The organism is Microbacterium sp. A93, assembly GCF_051842835.1.
Map to the genome: position 1 here is coordinate 385,301 of NZ_JBPXMT010000008.1, position 21,459 is coordinate 406,759.

20 protein-coding genes, 1 tRNA gene and 1 rRNA gene are annotated in these 21,459 nt (G+C 70.8%); 14 read left to right on the forward strand and 8 right to left on the reverse strand.

The window, feature by feature from the left end; all coding sequences use genetic code 11:
* Positions 1 to 154: 154 nt before the first annotated feature.
* From ACSU1G_RS21140 to ACSU1G_RS21165, 6 genes are all read left to right on the forward strand, one after another.
* Complete coding sequence (locus ACSU1G_RS21140; protein ID WP_439282012.1) at positions 155 to 1,642, forward strand: alpha,alpha-trehalose-phosphate synthase (UDP-forming); 1,488 nt, start codon at positions 155 to 157, stop codon at positions 1,640 to 1,642.
* Positions 1,639 to 2,493, forward strand: a complete 855-nt coding sequence (gene otsB, locus ACSU1G_RS21145) for a trehalose-phosphatase (protein ID WP_439281973.1) — start codon at positions 1,639 to 1,641, stop codon at positions 2,491 to 2,493. The genes ACSU1G_RS21140 and otsB overlap by 4 nt, the downstream gene beginning before the upstream one ends.
* Positions 2,481 to 3,146, forward strand: coding sequence for an ABC transporter ATP-binding protein (locus ACSU1G_RS21150; RefSeq protein WP_439281974.1), 666 nt, complete (start codon positions 2,481 to 2,483; stop codon positions 3,144 to 3,146). Before otsB ends, ACSU1G_RS21150 begins: the two co-directional genes overlap by 13 nt.
* Complete coding sequence (locus ACSU1G_RS21155) at positions 3,143 to 4,429, forward strand: DUF4032 domain-containing protein (protein ID WP_439281975.1); 1,287 nt, start codon at positions 3,143 to 3,145, stop codon at positions 4,427 to 4,429. The genes ACSU1G_RS21150 and ACSU1G_RS21155 overlap by 4 nt, the downstream gene beginning before the upstream one ends.
* 138 nt (positions 4,430 to 4,567) lie before the next feature.
* Positions 4,568 to 4,993 carry an ArsR/SmtB family transcription factor gene (locus ACSU1G_RS21160; RefSeq protein WP_439281976.1) on the forward strand — a complete coding sequence of 142 codons (426 nt, stop codon included), beginning with the start codon at positions 4,568 to 4,570 and terminating at the stop codon, positions 4,991 to 4,993.
* 2 nt (positions 4,994 to 4,995) lie between these two features.
* Complete coding sequence (locus tag ACSU1G_RS21165; RefSeq protein WP_439281977.1) at positions 4,996 to 5,970, forward strand: cation diffusion facilitator family transporter; 975 nt, start codon at positions 4,996 to 4,998, stop codon at positions 5,968 to 5,970.
* Between the two features lie 398 nt (positions 5,971 to 6,368).
* Here the strand turns inward: ACSU1G_RS21165 and treZ are convergent, their stop codons facing one another.
* The 5 genes from treZ to ACSU1G_RS21190 form a co-directional block, all read right to left on the reverse strand.
* Positions 6,369 to 8,333 (reverse strand): malto-oligosyltrehalose trehalohydrolase, encoded by a 1,965-nt coding sequence (gene treZ / locus ACSU1G_RS21170; protein ID WP_439281978.1) that lies wholly within the window; start codon positions 8,331 to 8,333, stop codon positions 6,369 to 6,371.
* Positions 8,330 to 10,759, reverse strand: coding sequence for a malto-oligosyltrehalose synthase (gene treY, locus ACSU1G_RS21175; RefSeq protein ID WP_439282013.1), 2,430 nt, complete (start codon positions 10,757 to 10,759; stop codon positions 8,330 to 8,332). The genes treZ and treY overlap by 4 nt, the downstream gene beginning before the upstream one ends.
* A 100-nt stretch (positions 10,760 to 10,859) precedes the next feature.
* Positions 10,860 to 11,312: a hypothetical protein gene (locus ACSU1G_RS21180; protein ID WP_439281979.1), complete on the reverse strand. Its 453-nt coding sequence runs from the start codon at positions 11,310 to 11,312 to the stop codon at positions 10,860 to 10,862.
* Positions 11,313 to 11,343: 31 nt separating this feature from the next.
* Entirely contained in the window at positions 11,344 to 11,817 is a 474-nt protein-coding gene (locus tag ACSU1G_RS21185; RefSeq protein WP_439281980.1) for a hypothetical protein, read from the reverse strand.
* Positions 11,818 to 11,826: 9 nt separating this feature from the next.
* On the reverse strand, positions 11,827 to 13,533 hold the full coding sequence (locus ACSU1G_RS21190; RefSeq protein ID WP_439281981.1) for an S-layer homology domain-containing protein: 1,707 nt from the start codon (positions 13,531 to 13,533) through the stop codon (positions 11,827 to 11,829).
* Between the two features lie 172 nt (positions 13,534 to 13,705).
* On the opposite strand from ACSU1G_RS21190, the gene ACSU1G_RS21195 reads away from it, so the two are divergent.
* The 7 genes from ACSU1G_RS21195 to ACSU1G_RS21225 all read left to right on the forward strand — a co-directional run bounded on the left by ACSU1G_RS21195 (position 13,706) and on the right by ACSU1G_RS21225 (position 19,491).
* On the forward strand, positions 13,706 to 14,599 hold the full coding sequence (locus ACSU1G_RS21195; RefSeq protein ID WP_439281982.1) for a fumarylacetoacetate hydrolase family protein: 894 nt from the start codon (positions 13,706 to 13,708) through the stop codon (positions 14,597 to 14,599).
* Positions 14,596 to 15,081: a ribonuclease E activity regulator RraA gene (gene rraA / locus ACSU1G_RS21200; protein ID WP_439281983.1), complete on the forward strand. Its 486-nt coding sequence runs from the start codon at positions 14,596 to 14,598 to the stop codon at positions 15,079 to 15,081. Before ACSU1G_RS21195 ends, rraA begins: the two co-directional genes overlap by 4 nt.
* Positions 15,082 to 15,098: 17 nt before the next feature.
* On the forward strand, positions 15,099 to 15,752 hold the full coding sequence (locus ACSU1G_RS21205; protein WP_439281984.1) for an NADPH-dependent F420 reductase: 654 nt from the start codon (positions 15,099 to 15,101) through the stop codon (positions 15,750 to 15,752).
* 27 nt (positions 15,753 to 15,779) lie between these two features.
* On the forward strand, positions 15,780 to 17,288 hold the full coding sequence (locus ACSU1G_RS21210) for a DUF5129 domain-containing protein (protein ID WP_439281985.1): 1,509 nt from the start codon (positions 15,780 to 15,782) through the stop codon (positions 17,286 to 17,288).
* 39 nt (positions 17,289 to 17,327) lie between these two features.
* Entirely contained in the window at positions 17,328 to 17,852 is a 525-nt protein-coding gene (locus tag ACSU1G_RS21215; RefSeq protein WP_439281986.1) for a carboxymuconolactone decarboxylase family protein, read from the forward strand.
* A 10-nt stretch (positions 17,853 to 17,862) separates the two neighbouring features.
* Complete coding sequence (locus ACSU1G_RS21220) at positions 17,863 to 19,065, forward strand: pirin family protein (protein ID WP_439281987.1); 1,203 nt, start codon at positions 17,863 to 17,865, stop codon at positions 19,063 to 19,065.
* A gap of 66 nt (positions 19,066 to 19,131) precedes the next feature.
* Positions 19,132 to 19,491 carry a GNAT family N-acetyltransferase gene (locus tag ACSU1G_RS21225; protein WP_439281988.1) on the forward strand — a complete coding sequence of 120 codons (360 nt, stop codon included), beginning with the start codon at positions 19,132 to 19,134 and terminating at the stop codon, positions 19,489 to 19,491.
* A 150-nt stretch (positions 19,492 to 19,641) separates the two neighbouring features.
* Here ACSU1G_RS21225 and ACSU1G_RS21230 read toward each other — a convergent pair.
* Positions 19,642 to 19,718, reverse strand: a tRNA-Pro gene (locus ACSU1G_RS21230).
* Positions 19,719 to 19,888: 170 nt separating this feature from the next.
* Between ACSU1G_RS21230 and ACSU1G_RS21235 the strand changes: the two genes are divergently transcribed.
* Complete coding sequence (locus ACSU1G_RS21235; protein ID WP_439281989.1) at positions 19,889 to 20,539, forward strand: hypothetical protein; 651 nt, start codon at positions 19,889 to 19,891, stop codon at positions 20,537 to 20,539.
* Here ACSU1G_RS21235 and ACSU1G_RS21240 read toward each other — a convergent pair.
* Positions 20,536 to 21,195, reverse strand: coding sequence for a hypothetical protein (locus ACSU1G_RS21240; protein ID WP_439281990.1), 660 nt, complete (start codon positions 21,193 to 21,195; stop codon positions 20,536 to 20,538). The genes ACSU1G_RS21235 and ACSU1G_RS21240 overlap by 4 nt on opposite strands.
* A gap of 160 nt (positions 21,196 to 21,355) precedes the next feature.
* Positions 21,356 to 21,459 (reverse strand): 5S ribosomal RNA (gene rrf / locus ACSU1G_RS21245); the annotation flags it as partial.

Sequence of the window (21,459 nt, forward strand, 5' to 3'; positions counted from 1 at the left end):
AGGCGCCGGCCTCGTGCGGAGTGTCCCGCAGACCTCCCTTGGGAGGGCGGAGGGCGGGGAGATAAAGTCGGAGTCGGACCCAGACCGGGCCCGAGAGAAGGAGTTCTGAGAAGTGAAGAACCGCGTTGACCTCCCCATCGGAGCCCCCTCCTTCCTGGAACAGGCCGAGCACCGGGTCGGGGCGCCGCCCGAACCCGGCGCCTACGATCTGGTGGTGGTGGCCAACCGCCTGGCGGTGGACCGGGTGACGGATCCGGACGGCACCTCGTCCTGGCACCGCTCCCCCGGCGGGCTCGTGACGGCACTGGCCCCCATCATGGCCAGCCAGGAGGGCGCCTGGGTCGGCTGGGGCGGCGTGGCGGAGGAGGCACTGGATCCCTTCACGCACGACGGCATGCACCTGGTCCCGGTCGAGCTCTCCGAGCACGAGCTCACCGAGTACTACGAGGGCTTCTCCAACTCAACGCTGTGGCCGCTGTACCACGATGTGATCGCCCGCCCCGAGTTCCACCGGCAGTGGTGGGACACCTATCTGACGGTCAATGTCCGCTTCGCCCGGGCCGCGGCCGCCACCGCGGCGCCGAACGCCACCGTGTGGGTGCAGGACTACCAGCTGCACCTTGTCCCCCGGCTGCTGCGCCGCCTGCGGCCGGATGTGCGGATCGGCTACTTCCACCACATCCCGTTCCCCCCGGTGGACATCTATGCCCAGCTGCCGTGGCGGCGGTCGCTGCTCGAGGGATTGCTGGGAGCGGACCTGATCGGCTTCCAACGCCGCTCGGACGTGGCGAACTTCTCCGGGGCCGTGCGCCGCCTGCTGGGTGGCTCCTTCCGGTCCGGGACGTTGAACGTGAACGACGGCCACGGCGGCGAGCGCCCCGTGAGGGCGGAGGCCTTCCCCATCTCCATCGACGTCGGCACCATCACGGCCCTGGCCCGGGACCCGGAGGTGCAGGCCCGGTCGCGGCAGATCCGGGAGGAACTCGGCGATCCGCACACCATCCTGCTGGGCGTGGACCGACTCGATTACACCAAGGGCATCCGCCACCGGATCAAGGCCTACGCCGAGCTGCTGGAGGACGGCAGCCTGGACGTCGAGGAGGTCTGTCTGGTCCAGGTGGCCAGCCCGTCCCGGGAGAACGTGGAATCCTACCAGGAGCTGCGGGATGACATCGAACTGGCCGTGGGCCGCGTCAACGGCACCTACGACACCATGGGCCAGACCGCGATCCGTTACCTGCACCACTCCTATCCGGTGGAGGAGATGGTGGCCCTGTATCTGGCGGCGGACGTCATGCTGGTCACGGCCCTGCGGGACGGCATGAACCTGGTGGCCAAGGAGTATGTGGCGGCCCGGGGCGGCAGGGGCGGCCAGGGCGGGGTGCTGGTGCTCTCCGAGTTCGCCGGTGCCTCTGATCAGCTGCGTAAGGCCCTGCTGATCAACCCGCATGACATCGACGGGATGAAGGACGCCATCCTGGAGGCTGTGGCCATGGATCCGCGGGAGGCCAGCCAGCGGATGAAGTCCATGCACCGGCAGGTCCTCACCCATGACGTGAACAAGTGGTCCCGGGACTTCCTGGGCCGGCTGGCCGGCGGAGATCAGGGGATGGACGACGCCGGCCCGGAGGCCTCGCGATGACCGGTCCGGACCCCGCGGGGCTGGGTCAGGGGCTGGGTCAGGGGCTGGGTTCTGAGCCTGCCGGAGCCCTCCCCCAAGATCTCGCGGCCGCGCTGCGACGGTTCGCCGGACGCACGGAGATCCTGGTGGCCGTGGACTTCGACGGCGTCATGGCCGAACTCGTGGACCGGGCTGAGGAGGCCCGGCCACTGCCCGCCAACGCCGCGGCCCTGGCCGCCCTCACGGGGCTCCCCGGTGTGCACACGGCCCTGGTATCCGGACGCGCCCTGGCATCGCTCCTGACCGTGGCCTCTCCCCCACCGGCCACGCTGCTGATCGGTTCCCACGGCGCCGAGCGCCGCCTCGGCCCCCACGCGCCCCCGCTGGAACTGGACGACGGGCAGCTGGCGGCACTGGCCGCCGTCGGGCAGGTGCTGGAGCCCGTGGCCCGCCGGTACCCGGACTCCTGGGTGGAGCACAAACCCGCCGGCCGGGTGCTCCAGGTGCGGCTGGCCCGCAGCCCGGAGGCCAAGCGTCAGGCGGTGGCCGAGGCCGAGGCGGCGCTGCGCGGATTGGCCGGCGAGGCGGGCTTGAGCCCCTTCCACGTGGGCCACGGCAAGGACGTGCTGGAGGTGTCCGTGGTGCGCGCGGACAAGGGCCAGGGACTGGACCTGCTGCGCCGCGTCACGGGAGCCGAGGCGGTGCTGTTCGCCGGGGATGATGTGACGGACGAGCACGGCTTCGCCCGGCTGGATCCGGGACGGGACGTCTCGGTCAAGGTCGGCGCCGGGCAGACGGCGGCGCGGTTCCGGATCACCGGGCCGGAACAGGTGGCCGCGGTGCTGCAGGAGGTGGCCGCGTGGCGCGGCTGAGCCTGCAGAACATCACGGTGCGGTACCCCTCCGCCCGTCGGCCGGCCCTGACGGACCTGGACCTGACCGCCGCGGACGGGCAGTTCGTGGTGGTCTCCGGGGCGATGCGCAGCGGCAAGTCCACGCTGCTGCGGGTGGTGGCCGGTCAGGAGACACCCGCCACCGGCCACGTGCTGATCGGCGGCGTAGACGTGACCGGCCTACCGCCGCAGGACCGGGATGCCGTGCTCGTATTCCAGCACTATGCCCTGTATCCGCATATGGACGTCCAGGAGAACATGAGCTTCGCGCTGCGGGTGGCCGGGGTCCCGGAGGCCGAGCGGGCCGAGCGGGTGCACGAGGCCGCGCGGCTGCTGGACCTGACGGCGCAGCTGTCCCACAGTCCGGAGGAGTTGACGGGGCCTCAACGCCAGCAGGTGGCCCTGGCCCGAGCGGTGGTGCGCCGGCCCGCGGTGCTGCTCATGGACGACCCGTTGGCCGCCCTGCCCCCGGATCTGAAGGACCACACCGCCGGGCTGATCCGCTCCCTGGCGCGCACCCTCTCCGTCACCACGCTGTACGCCACGGCCGAGCCCGGGCCGGTGGCCTCGGTGGCGGACCGCCGGCTGCGGCTGGACTCCGGGCGGCTCAGGGAGGACACTGCGGTCTCATGACACCCCGATCCGGATTGGACATCACCACGTCCGTGAGCGCGGGCAGCTCGGAGGGCGCCGCGGAGCTGCTGCGCCTGCCCTGGGACGTCCCACTGGTGGACTGGCCCGAGTCCGCGCTGGCCGCGCTGCCCCGCGGCCTGTCCCGGCACGTGGTCCGCTTTGCCCACCTGGAGGGGTCCGTGGTGGCGGTCAAGGAGACCACGGAGTTCTCGGCGCGCCGGGAGTACCAGCTGCTGCGCCGGCTGGAACGGTTGGACATCCCCTGCGTGGAGCCCGTGGCCGTGGTGGCCGGGCGCTCCGACCCGGACGGCGAACCCCTGCCGACCATGCTCGTCACCCGGCACCTGCGCTTCTCCCTGCCCTACCGCGCCGTGTTCTCCCGCCGGCTCCACCGGGACACGCTGACCAGGCTCATCGACGCCCTGGCCCTGCTGCTCGTGGAACTGCACCTGGTGGGCTTCTACTGGGGGGACGTCTCCCTGTCCAACACCTTGTTCCGCCGCGATGCCGGGGCGTTCGCCGCCTATCTCGTGGATGCCGAGACCGGGGAGCTGCACCCCTCCCTCTCCCGCGGCCAGCGCGAGCACGACCTCGAGCTCGCCCGGGTCAACATCGCCGGGGAGCTGATGGACCTGATGTCCGGCGGCCTGGTGGACCAGGACGTGGACCCGCTGGCCACCTCCGAGCTCATCATCGACGCCTACCGCCGGCTCTGGGACGAGCTCACCGGGGACATGTCCTTCCAGCCCGGCGAGCGCTGGCGGGTGGAGGAGCGGATCCGCCGCCTGAACTCGCTGGGGTTCGACGTGGAGGAGTACGCCATCCGCACCACCGAGGACGGCTCCCGGCTGGTCCTGCAGCCCAAGGTCGTGGATCCAGGGCACCACCAGCGGCGGCTGCTAGGCCTGACCGGCCTGGATGTCCAGGAGAACCAGGCCCGGCGCCTGCTGCGGGACATCGACGAGTACCGGGCCGTGAACCACCCGGACATGGACGAGCACGAGGTCGCCAACCGCTGGCTGACCGAGGTCTTCGAACTGGTCACCCGCGCCATCCCCGCCGAGCTGTCCGGCAAGTTGGAGCCCGCCGAGGTCATGCATCAGCTGCTGGAGCACCGCTGGTACCTGTCCGAGAACCAGTCACGGTCCGTGCCCCTGCCGGAGGCGCTGCAGTCCTACGTGCAGACCGTGCTGCCCCTCCGCCGGGACGAGGATGCGGTGGCGCTGCATCCGACCACCACCATGCTGAAGGCCGTGGAACTGCCCTCCGAGAACTACGACTAGGCCGGCCGTCCGGTCCCGCCCGACCCGGTGCGACGGCCCGGCCCCTGCCTGACCCGCATCACCCCGCCCCCAGCCCGGCCACCAGCCGGGCCACCAGACCCCCTTGCTGACATCGCCGCACAGCGATATGATCGCTTCATGACGATGAGTACGGTGGAGTCCGAACCCCTCGACGAGGTGGCCACGGCCGCATACGCCCACCTGTTCCAGGCGCTGGCCGAGCCCACCCGTCTGACGCTCGTGCAACACCTCGCCTCCGGGGAACACCGGGTGCGGGACCTCGTGGAGCACCTGGGGCTCGCGCAGTCCACGGTTAGCAAACACCTCGGCTTCCTCCTGGAATGTGGCCTGGTCACCGCGCGCCCCGAGGGGCGGTCGACCTGGTATTCACTGGCCGAACCGGGCCGGCTGCGCCTGCTGATCTCCGCTGCTGAGGAGCTGTTGCAGGCCGCGGGGACGGACGCCGTGCTGTGCACGCACCTGCGGCACCCCCACCGGCGCCGGCCCCCGGGCACGCACGCCCGCACGGGTACGGGCACGGGTACGGGTACGGAGGACGCGTAGCCATGGGCGCAGGACACGTCCACGCTCCCGCCGGACCGGCAGGACCGGCAGGACCGGCAGGACAGCCTGGGCAGGCGGGTCAGCCCGGGGACCACCGGGCCCGGCTGTGGATCGCCTTCAGCCTCACTGCGGTGATCGTGGTGGCGCAGGCGGTCGGCACGGTGCTCACGGGCAGCCTCGCGTTGCTGACGGATACGGCGCATGCCCTGACGGACGCCTCCGGATTGCTCGTCGCGCTGATCGCTGCCACCCTGATGCTCCGGCCGGCCACCTCCACCCGCACGTGGGGGTTCCGCCGGATCGAGGTGATCGCGGCCCTGGGTCAGGCGGCGTTGCTGCTCGTGGTCGGCGTCTATACGGCCGTCGAGGGCATCCGCCGGCTGTTCGCGCCGCCCGAGGTCCCCGCCGGGGAGCTGCTGGTCTTCGGTCTCATCGGCTTGGCGGCCAACCTCCTGGCGATCGCCGTGCTGTCCTCCAGCCGCGGCGCGAACTTCAACATGCGGGCCGCCTTCCTCGAGGTGCTCAACGACGCCCTGGGCTCCGTGGGCGTCATCGCCGCGGCCGTGGTCATCGCCACCACCGGGTTCCAGCAGGCTGATGCGCTCGCCGGACTGTTCATCGCCGCGCTGATCGTGCCCCGCGCGTTCATCCTGCTCCGCGAGACCACCAGCGTGCTGATGGAGTTCACCCCGGCCGGCCTGGACCTGGACGAGGTCCGGCGCCACCTGATGGGGCTGGAGCACGTGGAGGACGTCCATGACCTGCATGCGACCACCGTGGCCAGCGGGTTGCCCACGCTCACGGCGCACATCGTGGTGGGGGACCAGTGCTTCACCAACGGCCACGCCGCCGCGATCCTGCACGACGTCAAGCGGTGTGTGGCCGAGCACTTCGAGGTACAGGTCCACCACTCGACCTTCCAGATCGAGACCTGGGAGGTCGCGCGGCACGAACCGGAGTCCGTCAGACACGACTGAGGAGACATGGCTGAGGAGACGCGATTGGGTGCCGCCACGCCCGGCCCAGCTGCGGAAGTCGCCGCCGGGTCACGGATCTCCTCCGATTCCACGCATTCTGACCCCAGATTTCCGGCCGTGCTGCGCGGAATCGGATGACTTCCCAGCGGGAGGCGGACCGGCCGGGTGCGGACCGGCCCAGGGCGGACGGGGCGGTGGCGCACCGTGCGGAGGTGGACCGGCCCAGGTGCGGACCGGCCGGCCCAGGGCGGACGGGGCGGTGGCGGACCGGCCGGGTGCGGACTGGCCCAAGGCGGACGGGGCGGTGGCGCACCGTGCGGAGGTGGACCGGCCCAGGGTGCGGAGGTGGACCGGCCCAGGGTGCGGACCGGGCGATGGCTCCGGTCAGGCAGGTCCGGTCAGGCAGCTCCGTCGCGGGCCAGCACCAGGACACCGTGCGCCGGCACCTGGTGAGGCTCCGGGGTCTGGGTCAGGGGGCCGTCCGGTCCGTGGCCCACCAGCAGGCGGTATCCCCGCAACTCCTCCGGCACCGGCATCGGCTCGGGTCCCAGGGCGGCCAGGAGCACCGTGCTCCCGGCACCGGCCTCCCGGCCAGCCTGATTCCCGACGCCGGCCCCGGCGCCTCCTCCGGTGTCTCGCCCTCCGTGTCCCCCGCCATCTCCCCCGGCCTGCAGGCCGCGGTCCATCCGGACCCACCGGCGGTCCTCGTCCACGGTGGCCCGGGTGGTGGCGCGGTCCGGATCCGTCAGCTCGGGCCGCTCGGCGCGGATCCGGATCAGGGTGCGGTGCAGCTGCAGCAGCCGGGCATGCCGGCCGGTCCCGGTCTCGTCCCAGCGCAGGATGGAGGCGGTGAGGGTGTCCGCGGCCTGCGGGTCCGGCACGTGCTCGCCCCAGGCCATCCGCGAGAACTCCCGGCGGCGGCCCTCGGTCACCGCCTGCGCCAGTTCGGCCTCGCGGTGTGCCGTGAAGAACTGCCACGGCGTGGAGGCCGCCCACTCCTCGCCCATGAACAGCATCGGCGTGTAGGGGCCGGTCAGCAGCAGGGCCGCACCGATCGCCAGCTGTCCCTCGTCCAGGGAGGCCGCCAGCCGATCGCCGGTGGCCCGGTTGCCGATCTGGTCGTGGTTCTGGGTGAAGACCACGAGGGCCTCGGCCGGGATCTGGTCTCCCAGCGGCCGGCCGTGGTGGCGCCGCCGGAAGGAGGAGTAGCTGCCGTCATGGAAGAACCCGGCGTTGAGGACCTTCGCCACGGCGGACAGCGGCTCGAAGTCTGCGTAGTAGCCGTCCGTCTGCCCGGTCAGGGCCACGTGCACCGCATGGTGGAAGTCGTCCGACCACTGCCCCGTCAGCCCGTAGCCGCCGGTCCCGTCCTTCCCCGACTCCGCCCGCGCCGTGATGAGCCGCGGGTCGTTGAGGTCGGACTCGGCCACCAGTACCAGCGGCCGGCCCCAGGCTGCGGAGAGGGCGTCCGTCTCGGCGGCCAGCTCCTCCAGCACGTGTACCGCCCGGGAGTCCTGCAGGGCGTGGACGGCATCCAGTCGGAGCCCGTCCACGTGGTATTCCTCGAACCACATCCGGGCGTTGTCCAGGATGAAGCGGCGAACCCCGTCCGAGTCCGGACCGTCCAGGTTGAGCCCGCTGCCCCAGCCGGTGGACTGTTCCGTCAGATAGGGCCCGAACTGCGGCAGGTAGTTCCCGGACGGTCCCAGGTGGTTGTAGACCACGTCCTGGATCACGGCCAGGCCGGCGGCGTGGCAGTCGTCCACGAAGCGTTCGTAGGCCCGCGGGCCGCCGTAGGAGGCGTCCACGGCGTACCAGCCCACGCCGTCATAGCCCCAGTTGTGGCCGCCGCCGAAGGAGTTCACGGGCAGCAGCTCCACGTGGGTGATGCCGAGCCGGACCAGGTGGTCCAGCCGCCCGGCGGCCGCCGCGAAGGTGCCCTCCGGCGTGAAGGTCCCGACGTGCAGCTCGTAGATCACCGCACCGCGCAGGTCCCGTCCGGCCCAGTCACCGTCCTGCCAGTCATGGCCGGCGGGGTCGAAGAGTCGCGAGGGCCCGTGGACGGTGTCCGGCTGGCACCGCGAGCGCGGGTCGGGGAACGGCCCCTCGCCGTCCACGCGGTAGCCGTAGCCGTGGTCCGCCCCAACACCGGTCAACAGCCCCTTCACCGGTGTCTCGGGAACCCACCAACCCCGCCCGGCGGATTCCATCCCCATCGAGGCGACGATCTCCCAGCGGTGCTCCGCATCGTGTACGGCCCCGGGCCTTTGGCCGGTGAGGACGAGCTCCACGCGCTGCGCGGCCGGGGCCCACACGGCGTAACGGGTCTCCGCGGCCGGGCCGGTGTTCAGTTCTGCGCTCATCGCAGCGTGTTCCCGTCCTCCGGGACCAGCAGGGCCACCGGGTGGTGTTCGAAGAGTTCGGCCAGCCGCGTGGTGCCGTCCGTGTGGGCCCCGCCGAAGCGGCGCCCGGTCAGCAGGTCCACCATGGTCTGCCGGGGCAGCACGACGGCGGCCTCGCCCCAGCCGCCTTCATCGTCCAGTCCCAGCGGCCACCGGGTGGCGACGGTGATGCTCCCGCCGCGGGTGAAGGCGATGACGTGGTCGGCGGCTTCCCCGATGACGTCGAGTTCCTGGTAACGGTTGAACCACTCGGGATGCTCGCGGCGGGCCCGCAGGGCGCGGGAGGTGACCAGCAGCTTGAGGCCGGCGGCGTACTCGGCCAGGTCGCCGCCGTCGCGCCTCATGGTTCCGTCCGCTCCCTCTTCAGCGTCCACCGCCACCGGGAACTCGGGGGCCCACCCGGCATCGAGCCGGGCCAGCAGCGCGGCGCGCTCGGCGAAGTCGACGGGACGGCGGTTGTCCGGGTCCACGAGCGTGGGGAACGGGATCTCGGTGCCCTGGTAGACGTCCGGGACGCCGGGAAGGGTCAGCTGGATCAGCTTGGCGGACACCTGGTTCACCACCCCGGCCACCGCCACCCGGTCCGCCATCGACTGGACGGTGTCCCGTAGTTCGCCGGTGCCGGTGGCCCGCTCGGCGAGGTCGGCCAGCCGGGCCTCGAACTCCGGGTCCTGTGCGGTCCACGTGGTCCGCGTGGCGGCCTCCCGGGCGGCCTTCAGCGCGTAGTCGGCCAGGCGCTGGGTCTCCAGCGCGGTACCGTCCACGGGCCAGGCACCGATGAGGGTCTCCCACAGCAGCTTCTCGAAGGGACCGTCCCCCAGCGGGGCGAGCTCCATGAGCCGCTGCAGCGTCCGGGCCCATTCCCCCGGGATCTCAGAGAGCACATCGATCCGGGCGCGCACGTCCTCGCTGCGCTTGGTGTCATGCGTGGACAGCGTGGTCATGGTGCGCGGCATGCGGGCCTGACGGTCGCCCTGCAGCGCGTGGAAACGCGCCAGGTCCAGGGCGAAGGCGGAGGGGTCGCCGCCCACCTCGTTCAGGGAGGCCAGCCGGGTGTACCGGTAGAACGCGGTGTCCTCCACGCCCTTGGCCATGACCATGCCCGAGGTCTGCTGGAAACGCTCCCCGATCGGGTGGTCGGGGTCTGCCAGCAGAGGCAGCAGGGCGTTGACGGCCTCCGTCAGCTCGGGGCGGCGCCGTACCGCGTCTGAGGCGGCGTCGTCCAGATGGTGGCGCCCGGTGGGCAGGTAGGAGCGGTACACGGGGAAACAGGCGAGCAGCTCGGCCAGCGCGTCCTGGAGGAGTTCCCCCTCGGGGTCTTCCGGCAGCAGGCCGGGGACCAGCCGCGCCAGCCGCTCGACCTCGGAGCGCAGCATGCCGTCCGCCACGGCCCGCTTGGTGCCGTGGATCATCTCGGCCCACACCACCTCGGCGTCCTGTTCCGCCCATCCGCCGAGCCGGCCGGCCACCTCGTCCAGCTCCGCGGCACCGGCCGGGTCGGTGAGCACCCGCTCGATCTCGCCCAGGGCGTCATAGCCGGTGGTGCCGTCCACAGCCCACGCGGCCGGGAGCCGTTCGTCGCCTTCGAGGATCTTCTCCCCCAGCAGGTAGACCCCGCCGGCGGCCTGGCGCAGGTTCTCGAAGTAGCCGCCGGGGTCCGCCAGCCCGTCCGGGTGGTCCACCCGCAGCCCGTCCACCAGTCCGTCCCGGATCCAGGACAGGATCTCGCGGTGGGTCTCGGCGAAGACCCGTGGGATCTCCACGCGCACCCCGGCCAGGGAGTTGACGGCGAAGAAACGGCGGTAGTTCAGGTTCTCGTCCGCCTCACGCCAGGGCATGAGCCGGTAGTTCTGCAGCTCGTGCGCCGCCCGGGCCACCTGTTCCTCGCCGGCCTCAGGGCCGGCCGCGGAACGCGCCGCCTCCTCGGTGCCCGGTGCCAGCGGGTACACGTTCTCGTAGTAGTGCAGCTCGCCGTCCACGATCCGCAGCCGGGAGAGCTCGGCCTCCGGGTCCTCGTCGGTGCCGTCCCCCAGCACGGGCAGCCCGATGCGGGAGTCACCGGCCTCCCAGTCGATGTCGAAGGCCGTGGCGTACTTGGAGGCCTGACCGTACTTGAGCAGGTTCCACCACCAGGCGTTGTCCTTGGGGGTGGCCACCCCCACGTGGTTGGGCACGATGTCCGCCAGGATCCCGCCGCCGGCGGAGTGCACCGCCTCGGCCAGCTCACGCAACCCGGACTCACCGCCGCGGGCGTCGTCCACCTGGGTGGGGTCCACCACGTCGTAACCGTGGGTGGAGCCCTCCTCCGCACCCAGCATCGGGGACAGGTAGAGCCAGTCGACCCCCAGCTCACGCAGGTAGGGCAGCGCCTCGCGGGCCCGGTCCATGGTGAAGTCGGCCGTGAGCTGCAGGCGGTAGGTGGATGCGGGGACTCTCTGCGGACTGGTCACGTGGTGCACGGTAGCAAACACGGCGGTCCCCGCGGTGTTATGGACTGGGTGTCTCGGTCAGGTCCCGGCTGATCTGCGGTTCCCCGGAGTCCGCGAACGTGATCAGCACGTCATGGTGGACGGTGCCGTCCGGCATAGCGACGTCGGCCTTGAGCGCGTTGCCGATCCATTCCTTGCCCACCACGGACTCGACGCCGTACTTGGCGGCCACGTTGTCCTGGACGGCCTGGTCCGAGGCATTCGATTCGAAGACCGCGAACGCGAGGGCCGCCACCCCGAGGACCAGCACCGCAGCGCCGGCCACGATCTCCCGGGTGGCGTCCTTGAGGCGGTCCGGCCCGGCGTACCGGGCATCCTGGTCGTCCAGGTGTGCCCGGTAGCGCTTGCGCCGCCACATGCCGTGGGCCACCACGGCCAGCCCGATGATGGCCAACAGGACGCCCATCCCCTGGGCCACGAGTGAGGTCTGGAGGTCGATCGGCGCGTACATGCCTCCATTCTCCCCCGAAAGCGGCGGTTCGTCAGACCCCTCCGCCGGGGGTGAACAGCTCCTCGCCGATCAGTGGCTCACCATCGCGCTCGAAGTAGACCTTGGCGTCGTCCTGCACGCTGCCGTCCGGCAGGACCAGGTCCGCCACGAGGAACGCCCCGTTCCATCGGGCGTCCTCCACCGCGCTCACCCCGTACTTGACCGCCAGGTTGCCGCGGACGTTCTGGTGGGTCTGCCACGCGCCCACGGCGGCGAATCCGGCCAGCACCACGGCCAGGCCGAGGCAGGCATAGCCGGTCCACCGTTCCGTCCGGATGTCCCGCAGCAGCTGCGGGTCCCGGTTGCGCCCGGTCCGGCTGGTGAAGCCCAGATGACGGCGGCGCCGCCACGCGGCGTGGCCGATGACGCCGGCCGCGATCACCACCAGCACCCCGACGACCCACAGCGTGGTCGCCGGCGACTGGAAGTCCACGGCCCCATAGCCGGCCGCGGACGCCTGGCCCACCAGCTGGGCCTACCGCTTCAGCGTGGTGTAACCACGCGTCCCGGCCATGTCCGCCAGCTGGCTGGTGTCCAGCCAGAACGGCGCGGTCCAGGGGTCGTACACCAGGAAGGTGTCGTTGTTCCGGTTGTAGCCCACGATGGCCATGTGGTGACGGAGGGTGAACTTGCCCTTGGTCTTGGCCCGCTGGAGCGGAGGCTGCTCGGCCGGGGTCGCCGCGATGTTGACGATGGACGGGACACCGGCATCGATGGCTTCGCGGAGGTCGTCACGCAGGGTGTTGGTCTGCGTCTGGTTGGCGTCCGATCCCGGAATGGTCTTGACCGTGTACCGGACATCGCGCGGGGCGTTGTAGTCCATCACGCGTGCCACCTGGTGCAACCAGGTGCCCTCGCGGTCCGTCTGGGCCTGAACGGCCAGGGACTCCTGTGAGAAGTACAGCCGGAAGGCGGACAGGGAGATCTCCATGGAGGCCGGCCCACACCAGTACCCGTTGGGCTGCTCCGCGTAGTCGGCGTCCAGGATGGCGAGGCCGCGTTTGGGGCGGTCCGGCAGGTAGCGCTTGCCCTTGCGGGAGACGTCCGACTTGGCGTTGCCGGCCTCGAAGTCCCGCATGAGGTACCCGCCGTGGACCCAGCCCTTGAGGGAGCCGGCCGTGATCTCACGCCAGGTGACCCCACTGACCGCCGTGCTGCGGCCGGTCCAGACCACCTTGGTGTTGCGGGCCAGGGACCCGACCTTCGAATACTGGGTCCCGGCCCCGGACCTCACGTTGAGGCCGTCGTCCGAGATCACCACGTACTTGTACTCCAGCGGGACCTCGGCCGGTGGCTTCGGTGCCGGCTTCGGCGCGGTGGCCGGCGGCTTCGGCTGGCCGTGCAGGAAGGTCTCCAGACCGTACAGGTACTTGGCGGTCTCCCCGCGCGCCACCTTGCGGCCCGGGCGGAAGGTGCCGTCCGTGTACCCGGAGACCATCTTGTGCTCCGCCAGCCAGGAGATGTCCCGGTACTGGGCGGACGTCGTCGGCACGTCCTTGAAGGCCTGCTTGGTGGGAGCCTCGTAGTCGGTGTCCCCGGCGAACCGGAACAGGTAGGAGGCCAGCTCGGAACGCGAGATCGACTGCGCCGGCTTGAAGGAGGGGTAGTCCTGGCCCTCATTCACGTAGCCGCGCACGATCTCCTGTTCGTGCATCCAGGAGATGGCGGTGAATCCCTCGTCCCCGCTGCGCGGGGTCACGTCCGCGAAGTCACGTGCGGTGCCGGGATCGTGGCTCTGCCCGGACATCCGGTAGACCATGACCGCAGCCTCCTTGCGGGTGATCTCCCGGTACACGCCGAAGGAGTGGTCCGCGTAGCCCTTGGTCAGCCCGGAGCAGGCCATCCAGGTCACGTGCGGGTAGAAGGTGGTCTTCGGGGCGACATCCGTGAAGTCCTGCTTGCACGGTCCCAGGTGCTGCAGCGCCGCCGCGGCGGAACGACTGCCGGCGGCCTCGGTCTCGGCCGGTTCGCCGGCGTTGCGCTGGAGGCCCTCCAGCAGGGAGTCCCCGAGCACGGGGAGGTCCTCGTCGAACTGGGTCGACTGGTCCAGGGGGTTGAGCGTCTCGGAGTCGGCATATGCGGGGGTCGCCACCACCGCCCCGGGGATCAACAGACCCGCGGTCAGTGCGGTGGCAAGCAGTCGCCAGCGTGCGGTGCGGCGGCGCGAGGTGGGACGGGACACGGTGGTCGCCCTTCGTCGGTGGAGTGGGGAGTGCAGGAGTATTCCCTCCTCCTGCAACCGATGTGATGATAACCGAACAAGGTTTCCATACGGTGACATCCACCACAACAGTTCACAGACTGCGCCGCAGCAAAGGTCGGGCCGAGTGGGCCGGATGTGATGGGATAGGAGCATGAAGCTCTGCACCTACCGACTGCCCGGCTCGGACCCTCAGACCCCGGGCGCCACCTTCGCCGCCCTCGTCACGCAGACGGACGGTTCCCGCGCCACCGCCGCCGTCGAGCTGGAGGGCGTCATCGACGTCGGCGACTTCCTCTCGCTGCCGGCGCCGAACCGCACGGAGATGGTGGACGCGGCCCTGGCCGCCGCCGCCGAGGACCCGAGCCGCGTCCTGGACGCCACGCAGCTGGAGTACGCCACGCTCATCCCGTTCCCCACCAAGGTGTTCTGCATCGGCCTGAACTACCGCAACCACATCCTCGAGACCGGACTGGAGCTACCGGATCATCCGACGGTCTTCACCAAGTTCGCCCAGTCACTGACCGGCCCCACCGACCCGATCGAGGTCTCGCCCGAGGACCACCGGTTGGACTGGGAGGGTGAGCTGTGCGTGGTCATCGGTGAGCCCGGACGGCGGATCCCCGAGGACCAGGCCGCCGCCCACATCGCCGGTTATGCGGTGTCCAACGACGTCTCCGTCCGCGGCTACCAGGGCCGCACCACCGAGTGGACCCAGGGCAAGGTCTGGGAGGAGACCACCCCGATCGGCCCGTGGCTGGTCACCGGGGACGAGTTCACCCCCGGGGCCGGGATCACCACCCGTGTCAACGGCGAGGTGATGCAGGAGGACTCCACCGGGGACCTCGTGTTCGGTGCGGAGAAGCTGGTCTCCTACCTCTCGGACCTGGTCACCCTGCTGCCCGGGGACCTCATCCTCACCGGCACCCCGGCGGGGGTGGCCCTGGCCCGGAAGAACGACGACGGCCGGCGGCCCTGGCTGCGGGCCGGCGACGTCCTGGAGACCGAGATCGAAGGCCTCGGAGTGCAGCGGAACGAGATCCGATGAACCCCCCAGCCGGAAGCGACGACTTCACCACCTGCGACCTCTTCGACGCAGACGAGTCCCTGCAGTCCTGCTCGCTGCAGTTCCAGGACCTCGGCGCGCGGACCCGGTTCACCGGTCCCGTGCGGACCATCCGCTGCCACCGGGACAACGGCCTGGTCAAGCAGATCCTGAACTCCCCCGGCCACGGGGCGGTCCTCGTGGTGGACGGCGGCGGATCCCTCGAGTCCGCCCTCATGGGTGACCTGATCGCCGCGGCCGCCGTGCGGAACGGTTGGGCCGGAGTGGTCATCCACGGCGTCATCCGGGACCGCGACGTGGTGGCCACCCTGGACCTGGGGGTCAAGGCCTTGGGCTCCAACCCGCGCAAGTCCGCCAAGGACGGTGCCGGCGAGGTGGACGTGCCGCTCCAGTTCGGCGGGGTGAGGTTCACCCCGGGGGCCACCCTGTGGGCGGACACGGACGGGATCCTCGTCACCCCGTGACACCGGAACCGCACGCCGTGTCTGAGACGCTCACGATCCTCGGTGCCGGGCGCGCCGGCACCGCGCTGGCCCGGGCCGCCGCCTCCGCCGGGCTGGACGTGCGGATCGCCGCCAGTCGGCCCCCGTCGGCCCTGCGCCTGCACCTGGCGCAGTACGCACCCCGGGCCACCGCCGTGAGGGCCGCGGAGGTGGCAGGAGCCCCCCTGGTGGTCCTCATGGTCCCGCAGGAGGACCTCGACTCCGTGGACCCCGCCTGGCTGGACGGCACCGTCCTGGTGGACGCGAGCAACCGGTGGGAGGGTGAGCCGGTGCCGGCCTGGCTCCAATCAGGGCTCGACGCCGGCCAGTCCAGTTCCGAGGTGTTGGCCGCCCGGTTCGCCGGCGCCACGGTGGTGAAGGCCTTGAACCATGTCAGTCACTGGGACCTGGACACGGCCGGCCGGCGCCTGGCCACCGGAGGTCCCGACCGGCGCGGGCTGGGAGTGGCCGCGGACAGCGCGCAGGCCGCGGCCGTCGTCGGGCACCTGCTCTTCGACCTGGGCTTCGACCCGGTGTTCCTGCCGGGCCTGGCCGCCGGCCAGATCCTGGAGCCGGACGGCCCGGTCTTCAACCGGCCGATGTCCGCGGCCGACCTCGCGCACCTGACCGGCGGTACTGTGGGAGGGGACTGACCCGACCACCACCCCAGGGGGCGCCCGATGCCGACCGACACCGTCCGCAGTTCCACCCGACCGGTCACCGGTTGGGTACTGGCCCTGGGCCTGTTCCTGGGTTCTCTCGGACTGCTGGCAGCGGTCCCCGCCGCGCTGCTGGCCGGCGCCTCGCCGGCGCTGGCGGCACCGGAGCAGATCGAGCTCGTGGACGGGGCCGGGGTGATCCACGAGCCCACCCTCCGGGAGGGGCTGGCGGACGTCGACTTCCACGAGCCCACCACCGTGATCGTCTGGACCCAGCGTGGTGAGGCCACCTCGAACCTCAACGAGCGGCTGCTCTCCGATGCCCGCCAGAACCATCCCGAGTGGATCAGCGACGACGGACAGAAGTGGGCGGATGGGCTGTTCATCTACGCGATCGATCCGCAGGGCCGGCTGCAGGGGGTCTACTTCGGTGAGGACCGCAAGGTCGGGCTGAGCACCCAGGAGGACATCCAGGAGGATGCCGTCGACTCGTTGCGGGAGGCCGACTGGACGCAGGCGGCCCTGGACGCCACCCAGTCCGCCGCCACCGTGATGAACCGTCCCTGGTACCAGCATCCCGGTCTCTGGGTCGGCGGGATCATCGTGGTGGTCATGGGCGGGATCTTCGGCGGCGCCGTGGCGGCCGGCCGGAAGAAGCAACAACAGAAGGCCCAGGCGGATCTGGACCGCGGCAACCGGGCGTTCGCCAACGTCAGCACGGACCTGGAGGCCACCGAGCTCAACGCCAACACGGTGCCGGAGGACTCGCGCTACGGGGCCCAGGTGCTGGAGCGGTACCGCACCTTCCACGAGCGGTACCTGGTGGCGGCCCGGGAGAACGACCGTCTCTCCGGCGTCCCCGCGAAGAAGCTGCACGCGAAGGAACACCGCCAGGCCATCACGGCGTATCGGGAGACCACCGAGGAGCTCGACCAGCTCGATGACACGGTGGCCAGCACGAACACCCTGCTGAACAAGTACCCGGGGTGGCCCGAGGCCTGGGACCTGCAGACCGCCCCGATGCGTGAGGACCTCGGCCAGATCGACGGCCTCGTCTCGGGACAGAGCAAACTCATGGCGGCCCAGCTGGCGCCGCTGCGGTCCTTCCAGCCCGAGGCCGAACGGGAGCTGGAGCGATTGGGTGCGGGCCTGCAGACCGGGGACCTCTCCCCCGATGACGCCCTGGACGGCCTCGCGGCACTGCGGGCCCGGCTGACCGAACTGCTGGATCAGTTCTCCACCGCCCAGATCAACTCCTTCGCGAAGACCGACGCCGAGCGTTCCACGCTGGAACAGGAGATGCAACGGGAACGGAACCGGGCGTCCCGCCGGCCGGGCTCCATCCTGGACACCGTCCATCAGCCCGGATGGTTCTGGACGGCCACCGCCTACCACATCGGCTTCTCCTCCGGACAGTCCTCCGTGGTGCACACCCGGGAGCAGGCGGCCTCCGCGTCCTCCGGCTCAACGACCGGCTACGGCAGCTCCGGGGGCAGTTTCTCCGGCGCCGGCTCCTCCTCGAGCTTCTGAGCCGGGAATGACCGCGCGCACCCGGGGGTTGGCACGGATATGAGCACCGCAGAACAGGCCGCCGCACCGGGCGCAGATCGAACCGGACGCCAGGGCCCGTTGAACTTCTTCCTGGACAAGTCCGACCCGGCGGCGTGGAAGGCCGTGGGCGGGCTGTCCGTCGCGGCGAAGAACGCCGCCGCGGCCGCCGGACTGGACGATCAGCTGGTCGAGCTGGTGAACCTGCGGATCTCCCAGCTCAACGGCTGCGCCTACTGCCTCGAGGTGCACACCGTCAAGGGGATCGACGCCGGCCTGGACGCCCAGCGCCTGGGCCTGCTGGCCGCATGGCGGGAGGCCGAGGCGCTGTACAGCGAGACCGAGCGGGCCACCCTGGACCTCGCCGAGACCGTGACCCTGTTGCCGGGCCAGGAGGACCAGCACGTCAGCCAGCTGATGAGTCATCACGTCCTCAGCGATGAGCAGTACTCCGCGGTCCAGTGGCTGGCCATCACCATGAACGTCACCAACCGCATCTCCATCCTGTCCCACCACCCGGTCAGACGCCGGGCGTCGAAAGGCTGAGGTAGCCACCGTGAGCAACACCGAGACAGACCCGCAGGAGACCATCTGTAGGAATGAACCCGGGCCCAGCCCCCGTTCCGACTCCAGCTCCGGCTCAGGCTCCGGCTCCAGTCCCCGGTTCACGGACGGCCTCTCCGACGGGGTGGACCCCCGAGCGGGGGCCGCCGGGACGGTGGAGCTGCTCGAGCCCCGCGCGGTCCCCCTGGGCGGACCGCGCGCCATGACGGTGAAGCGCACCCTGCCGCAGCGGGCCCGCTCGCTGATCGGTGCCTGGTGCTTCCTGGACTTCTACGGTCCGGACGACGTCTCCGCCACGGGCGGCATGGCCGTGCCGCGCCACCCCCACACGGGACTGGCCACCGTCTCCTGGTTGTTCACCGGCCGCGTGGACCACATCGACTCCGCCGGGAACTGGGCCACCGTGCGCCCGGGCGAGGTGAACCTCATGAACGCCGGGGCCGGGATCACCCACTCCGAGTTCTCCACGGCGGACACCACCGTGCTGCACGGCGTCCAGCTCTGGTACGCCTTCCCGGAGCATGCACGCTTCAGCCCGCCCTCCCTGGACGCACACCGCCCGGAGACCGTGGCGGGCCCGGGCTATACGGCCCGCGTCTTCCTCGGCTCGCTGCTGGGCTCCACCTCCCCCGTGACGACCCACCTGCCGCTGACCGGGGTGGAACTGCTGCTGGAGCCGGGTGCATCGTTGGAGATCGAGGTGCCGGCCGACCACGAGCACGGCCTGCTCCAGGTCAGCGGCGCGATCTGGCTGGACGGCGTCCAGATCCCCGAAGACCACCTCGGGTTTGTGGGGCCCGGCCGAACCCGGATCACCGTCACCGCCGGCGAGGAACCCGTGACAGCCCTGCTGATCGGCGGGGAGCCCCTGAACGAGCAGATCATCATGTGGTGGAACTTCGTGGGCCGCACGCACGAGGAGATCGTGGCCTGGCGCGCCGCCTATCAGGCGGAGATGGGCTTCGAGGTGCCGGGCGATGGATCCCCGCTGGCCGGCACGGGGCCATCCGGAGAGGAGCCCCTGGGCGCACCGGTGTCCGGCGCGCTGCTGGACCGCTCCATCGGAAGCACCTACCGTGACGGCCGGGCCTTCCCGCAGTACGGGGACTTCCCCTCCGGAACCCCGGCGCCGCTCCCGGCACCGGTGTTGCCGACCATCCGGATGAAGCCGCGCGTGAACCCACCGGCCCGCTGACCCAACCCGAGCCGCTGACCCACCTCGACCCGCTGACGCACCCGACCCGACCGAAAGGCAGACACCATGACCGAGCAGACCCCGAGCCTGGACCACCCGAAGGTCGTCCAGGGCACCACTCCGCGGTACGAGATCCACGTGGACGGCTCCGGCGAGCCCGCCGGGAAGACCTATTTCACGGACCACGAGTCCGTGGCCGGGGTACGCCAGCGGATCTTCCCGCACACGGAGGTCGGCGAGGAGTTCGGCGGTCATGGACTGGCCTCGAAGCTCGTGCGGGCCGCACTGGATGCCTCCATCGCCGAGGGATTCCGGATCGTGGCCGTGTGCCCCTATGTGAAGGGATGGGTGGAGAAGCACCCCGAATACCAGGAGCACGTCGACGCCACCACGCCGGAACACCTGCAGGCCCTGCAGACCCGCTGAGGGATGCTGGCCCTTCACCGCTAGCGGTAGCCGTTCCAGGGTGCCCGGCCAACACGGCGCCTGGCGGTCAAGTCAGCGTCAGGGTAGAGAAGTCAAGGCAGAGAAAAAGCCGGTCCCGATGTCGTTTCCGACATCGGGACCGGCTCTCGCTGGTCGGGGTGACAGGATTTGAACCTGCGGCCTCGTCGTCCCGAACGACGCGCGCTACCAAGCTGCGCCACACCCCGTTGAGTGTGGTTCCACGCCGCAAACGGCCGGGAACCACAGTGATCCATCCTAGACCTCGGAACCCCGATCGGCAAAACGATGTCCTGCACCCGAAACGTCGTCATTACACTGGAGAGAGCATCGGCCGACGCCCGAGATGCAGAACCATCTGGAGTATGCAAGGAGATCCGTGGCTACCAGCAATGACGGACCCTCAGATCCTCACGGTGTCATGGCTTTCATCCGCTCGCGTCCGAACCTGGTCGGCCTCCTCGTGTTCCTGGCGGTCTTCCTCGCCACGGTCCTGGCGTCTCAGTCTCCGGCGGCCGCCGTGCTGGCCGGGCTGCTCGGTTACGGCGCCGGTTACCTCCTGACACCGGCGACCGCGAAGACCTACGCCTCGGGGATCCCCGTCCACGGGGCCACCCGTCAGGATATGACCGAGCGTCTGGACGAATTCCAACGGACCGTGCGCCAGCACCGCTCCCACCTTCCGCCCCGTGGCGACCACGAGTTGTCCGTGCTGGGGAACAACCTCCGCGAGATGATCGCGCGCTGGGAGGACGTGGCCCACGCCCCCGAGCAGCGCATGGTGCTCGAGTCCGTGGTCTACCAGTACCTGCCGAACACCCTCGAGGTGTTCCTGCGGATCCCGGACTCCGCGAAGCCCGCGGCGGCGCCAGAATGGACCGGACAGCTGCAGGTCCTCAGCACAGAGGTCGCCCGCAGCCGCGATGCCGTCCTGAAACACGATCTCGAGGCGATGCGCCACAACGGCCGCGTCCTGGAGCAGCGGTTCGAGGACGGGGATCTGAAGATGTTCCGCGAGAACGGCCTCTAGGACCGGGTCTCGCCACCATCCAGGGGGTCTGTCTCACCGTCACCCGGGGTATGTTCTGCAGCACCGGCCCCGTCGGCATCCTCCAGCACGCGGCCCCCGGTGAACCGGGCGAAGGCCGCCAGGATGGCCGACCACTCCCCCAGCCACCGCTCCGGCTCGCGGCCCCGCACACTCAGTTCGGCACCTCCGGAGGCAACCGCCCCCCACGTCAGGAACACGCGAGCCCCCTCCGAGGACACGGTGGCGGCGCCGGGGACGGCCGGCGCCCGGCCCCGCCAGTCCAGTTCCAGGGTGGTGTCCGAGGCGCCGAGGACCGTACCCCAGGGGTGGACCTCACCCTCGGTGCCCTCCTCCAAGACCTGTCCCTCGCCGAAGTACACGTGACCCTCACGATCCGTGGCCTTGAGATCCCGGGGCCACCACAGATGGGTGTCCTCCAGAAAGGCGCTGGCGGCATCCACCAGGTCGAGCGGAACACCCACGGACACGGACGACCGGTCCGCGCGGTCGGCAGCCGGACCGCTGTCCACCACCGTCCCGGGCACCGTATCCGCCGCACGCGCCGGCACCTCTGGACTCTCCTCCACACCACCGGCGCCGGGGCCGGGTGCGGCAAAGGGGTCCTGGAAGGGATCAAGAAACAGGCTGTTGGACATACCCTCCATCAGACCACGGCCGGGCCCTCCGTGCGGCCCCGCTGTCCCCAGAGCTGCCTCGGGAACCACGGGGACCATGAACCAGAGCACCCCTAAACCCAGAGCACCCTAAAAACACAGAAGCCCTGGACCGTGAGGTCCAGGGCTTCTGGTAATGGTTGTCCGGCGGCGTCCTACTCTCCCACATCCTCCCGGATGCAGTACCATCGGCGCAGTGGGCCTTAGCTTCCGGGTTCGGAATGGGACCGGGCGTTTCCCCCACGC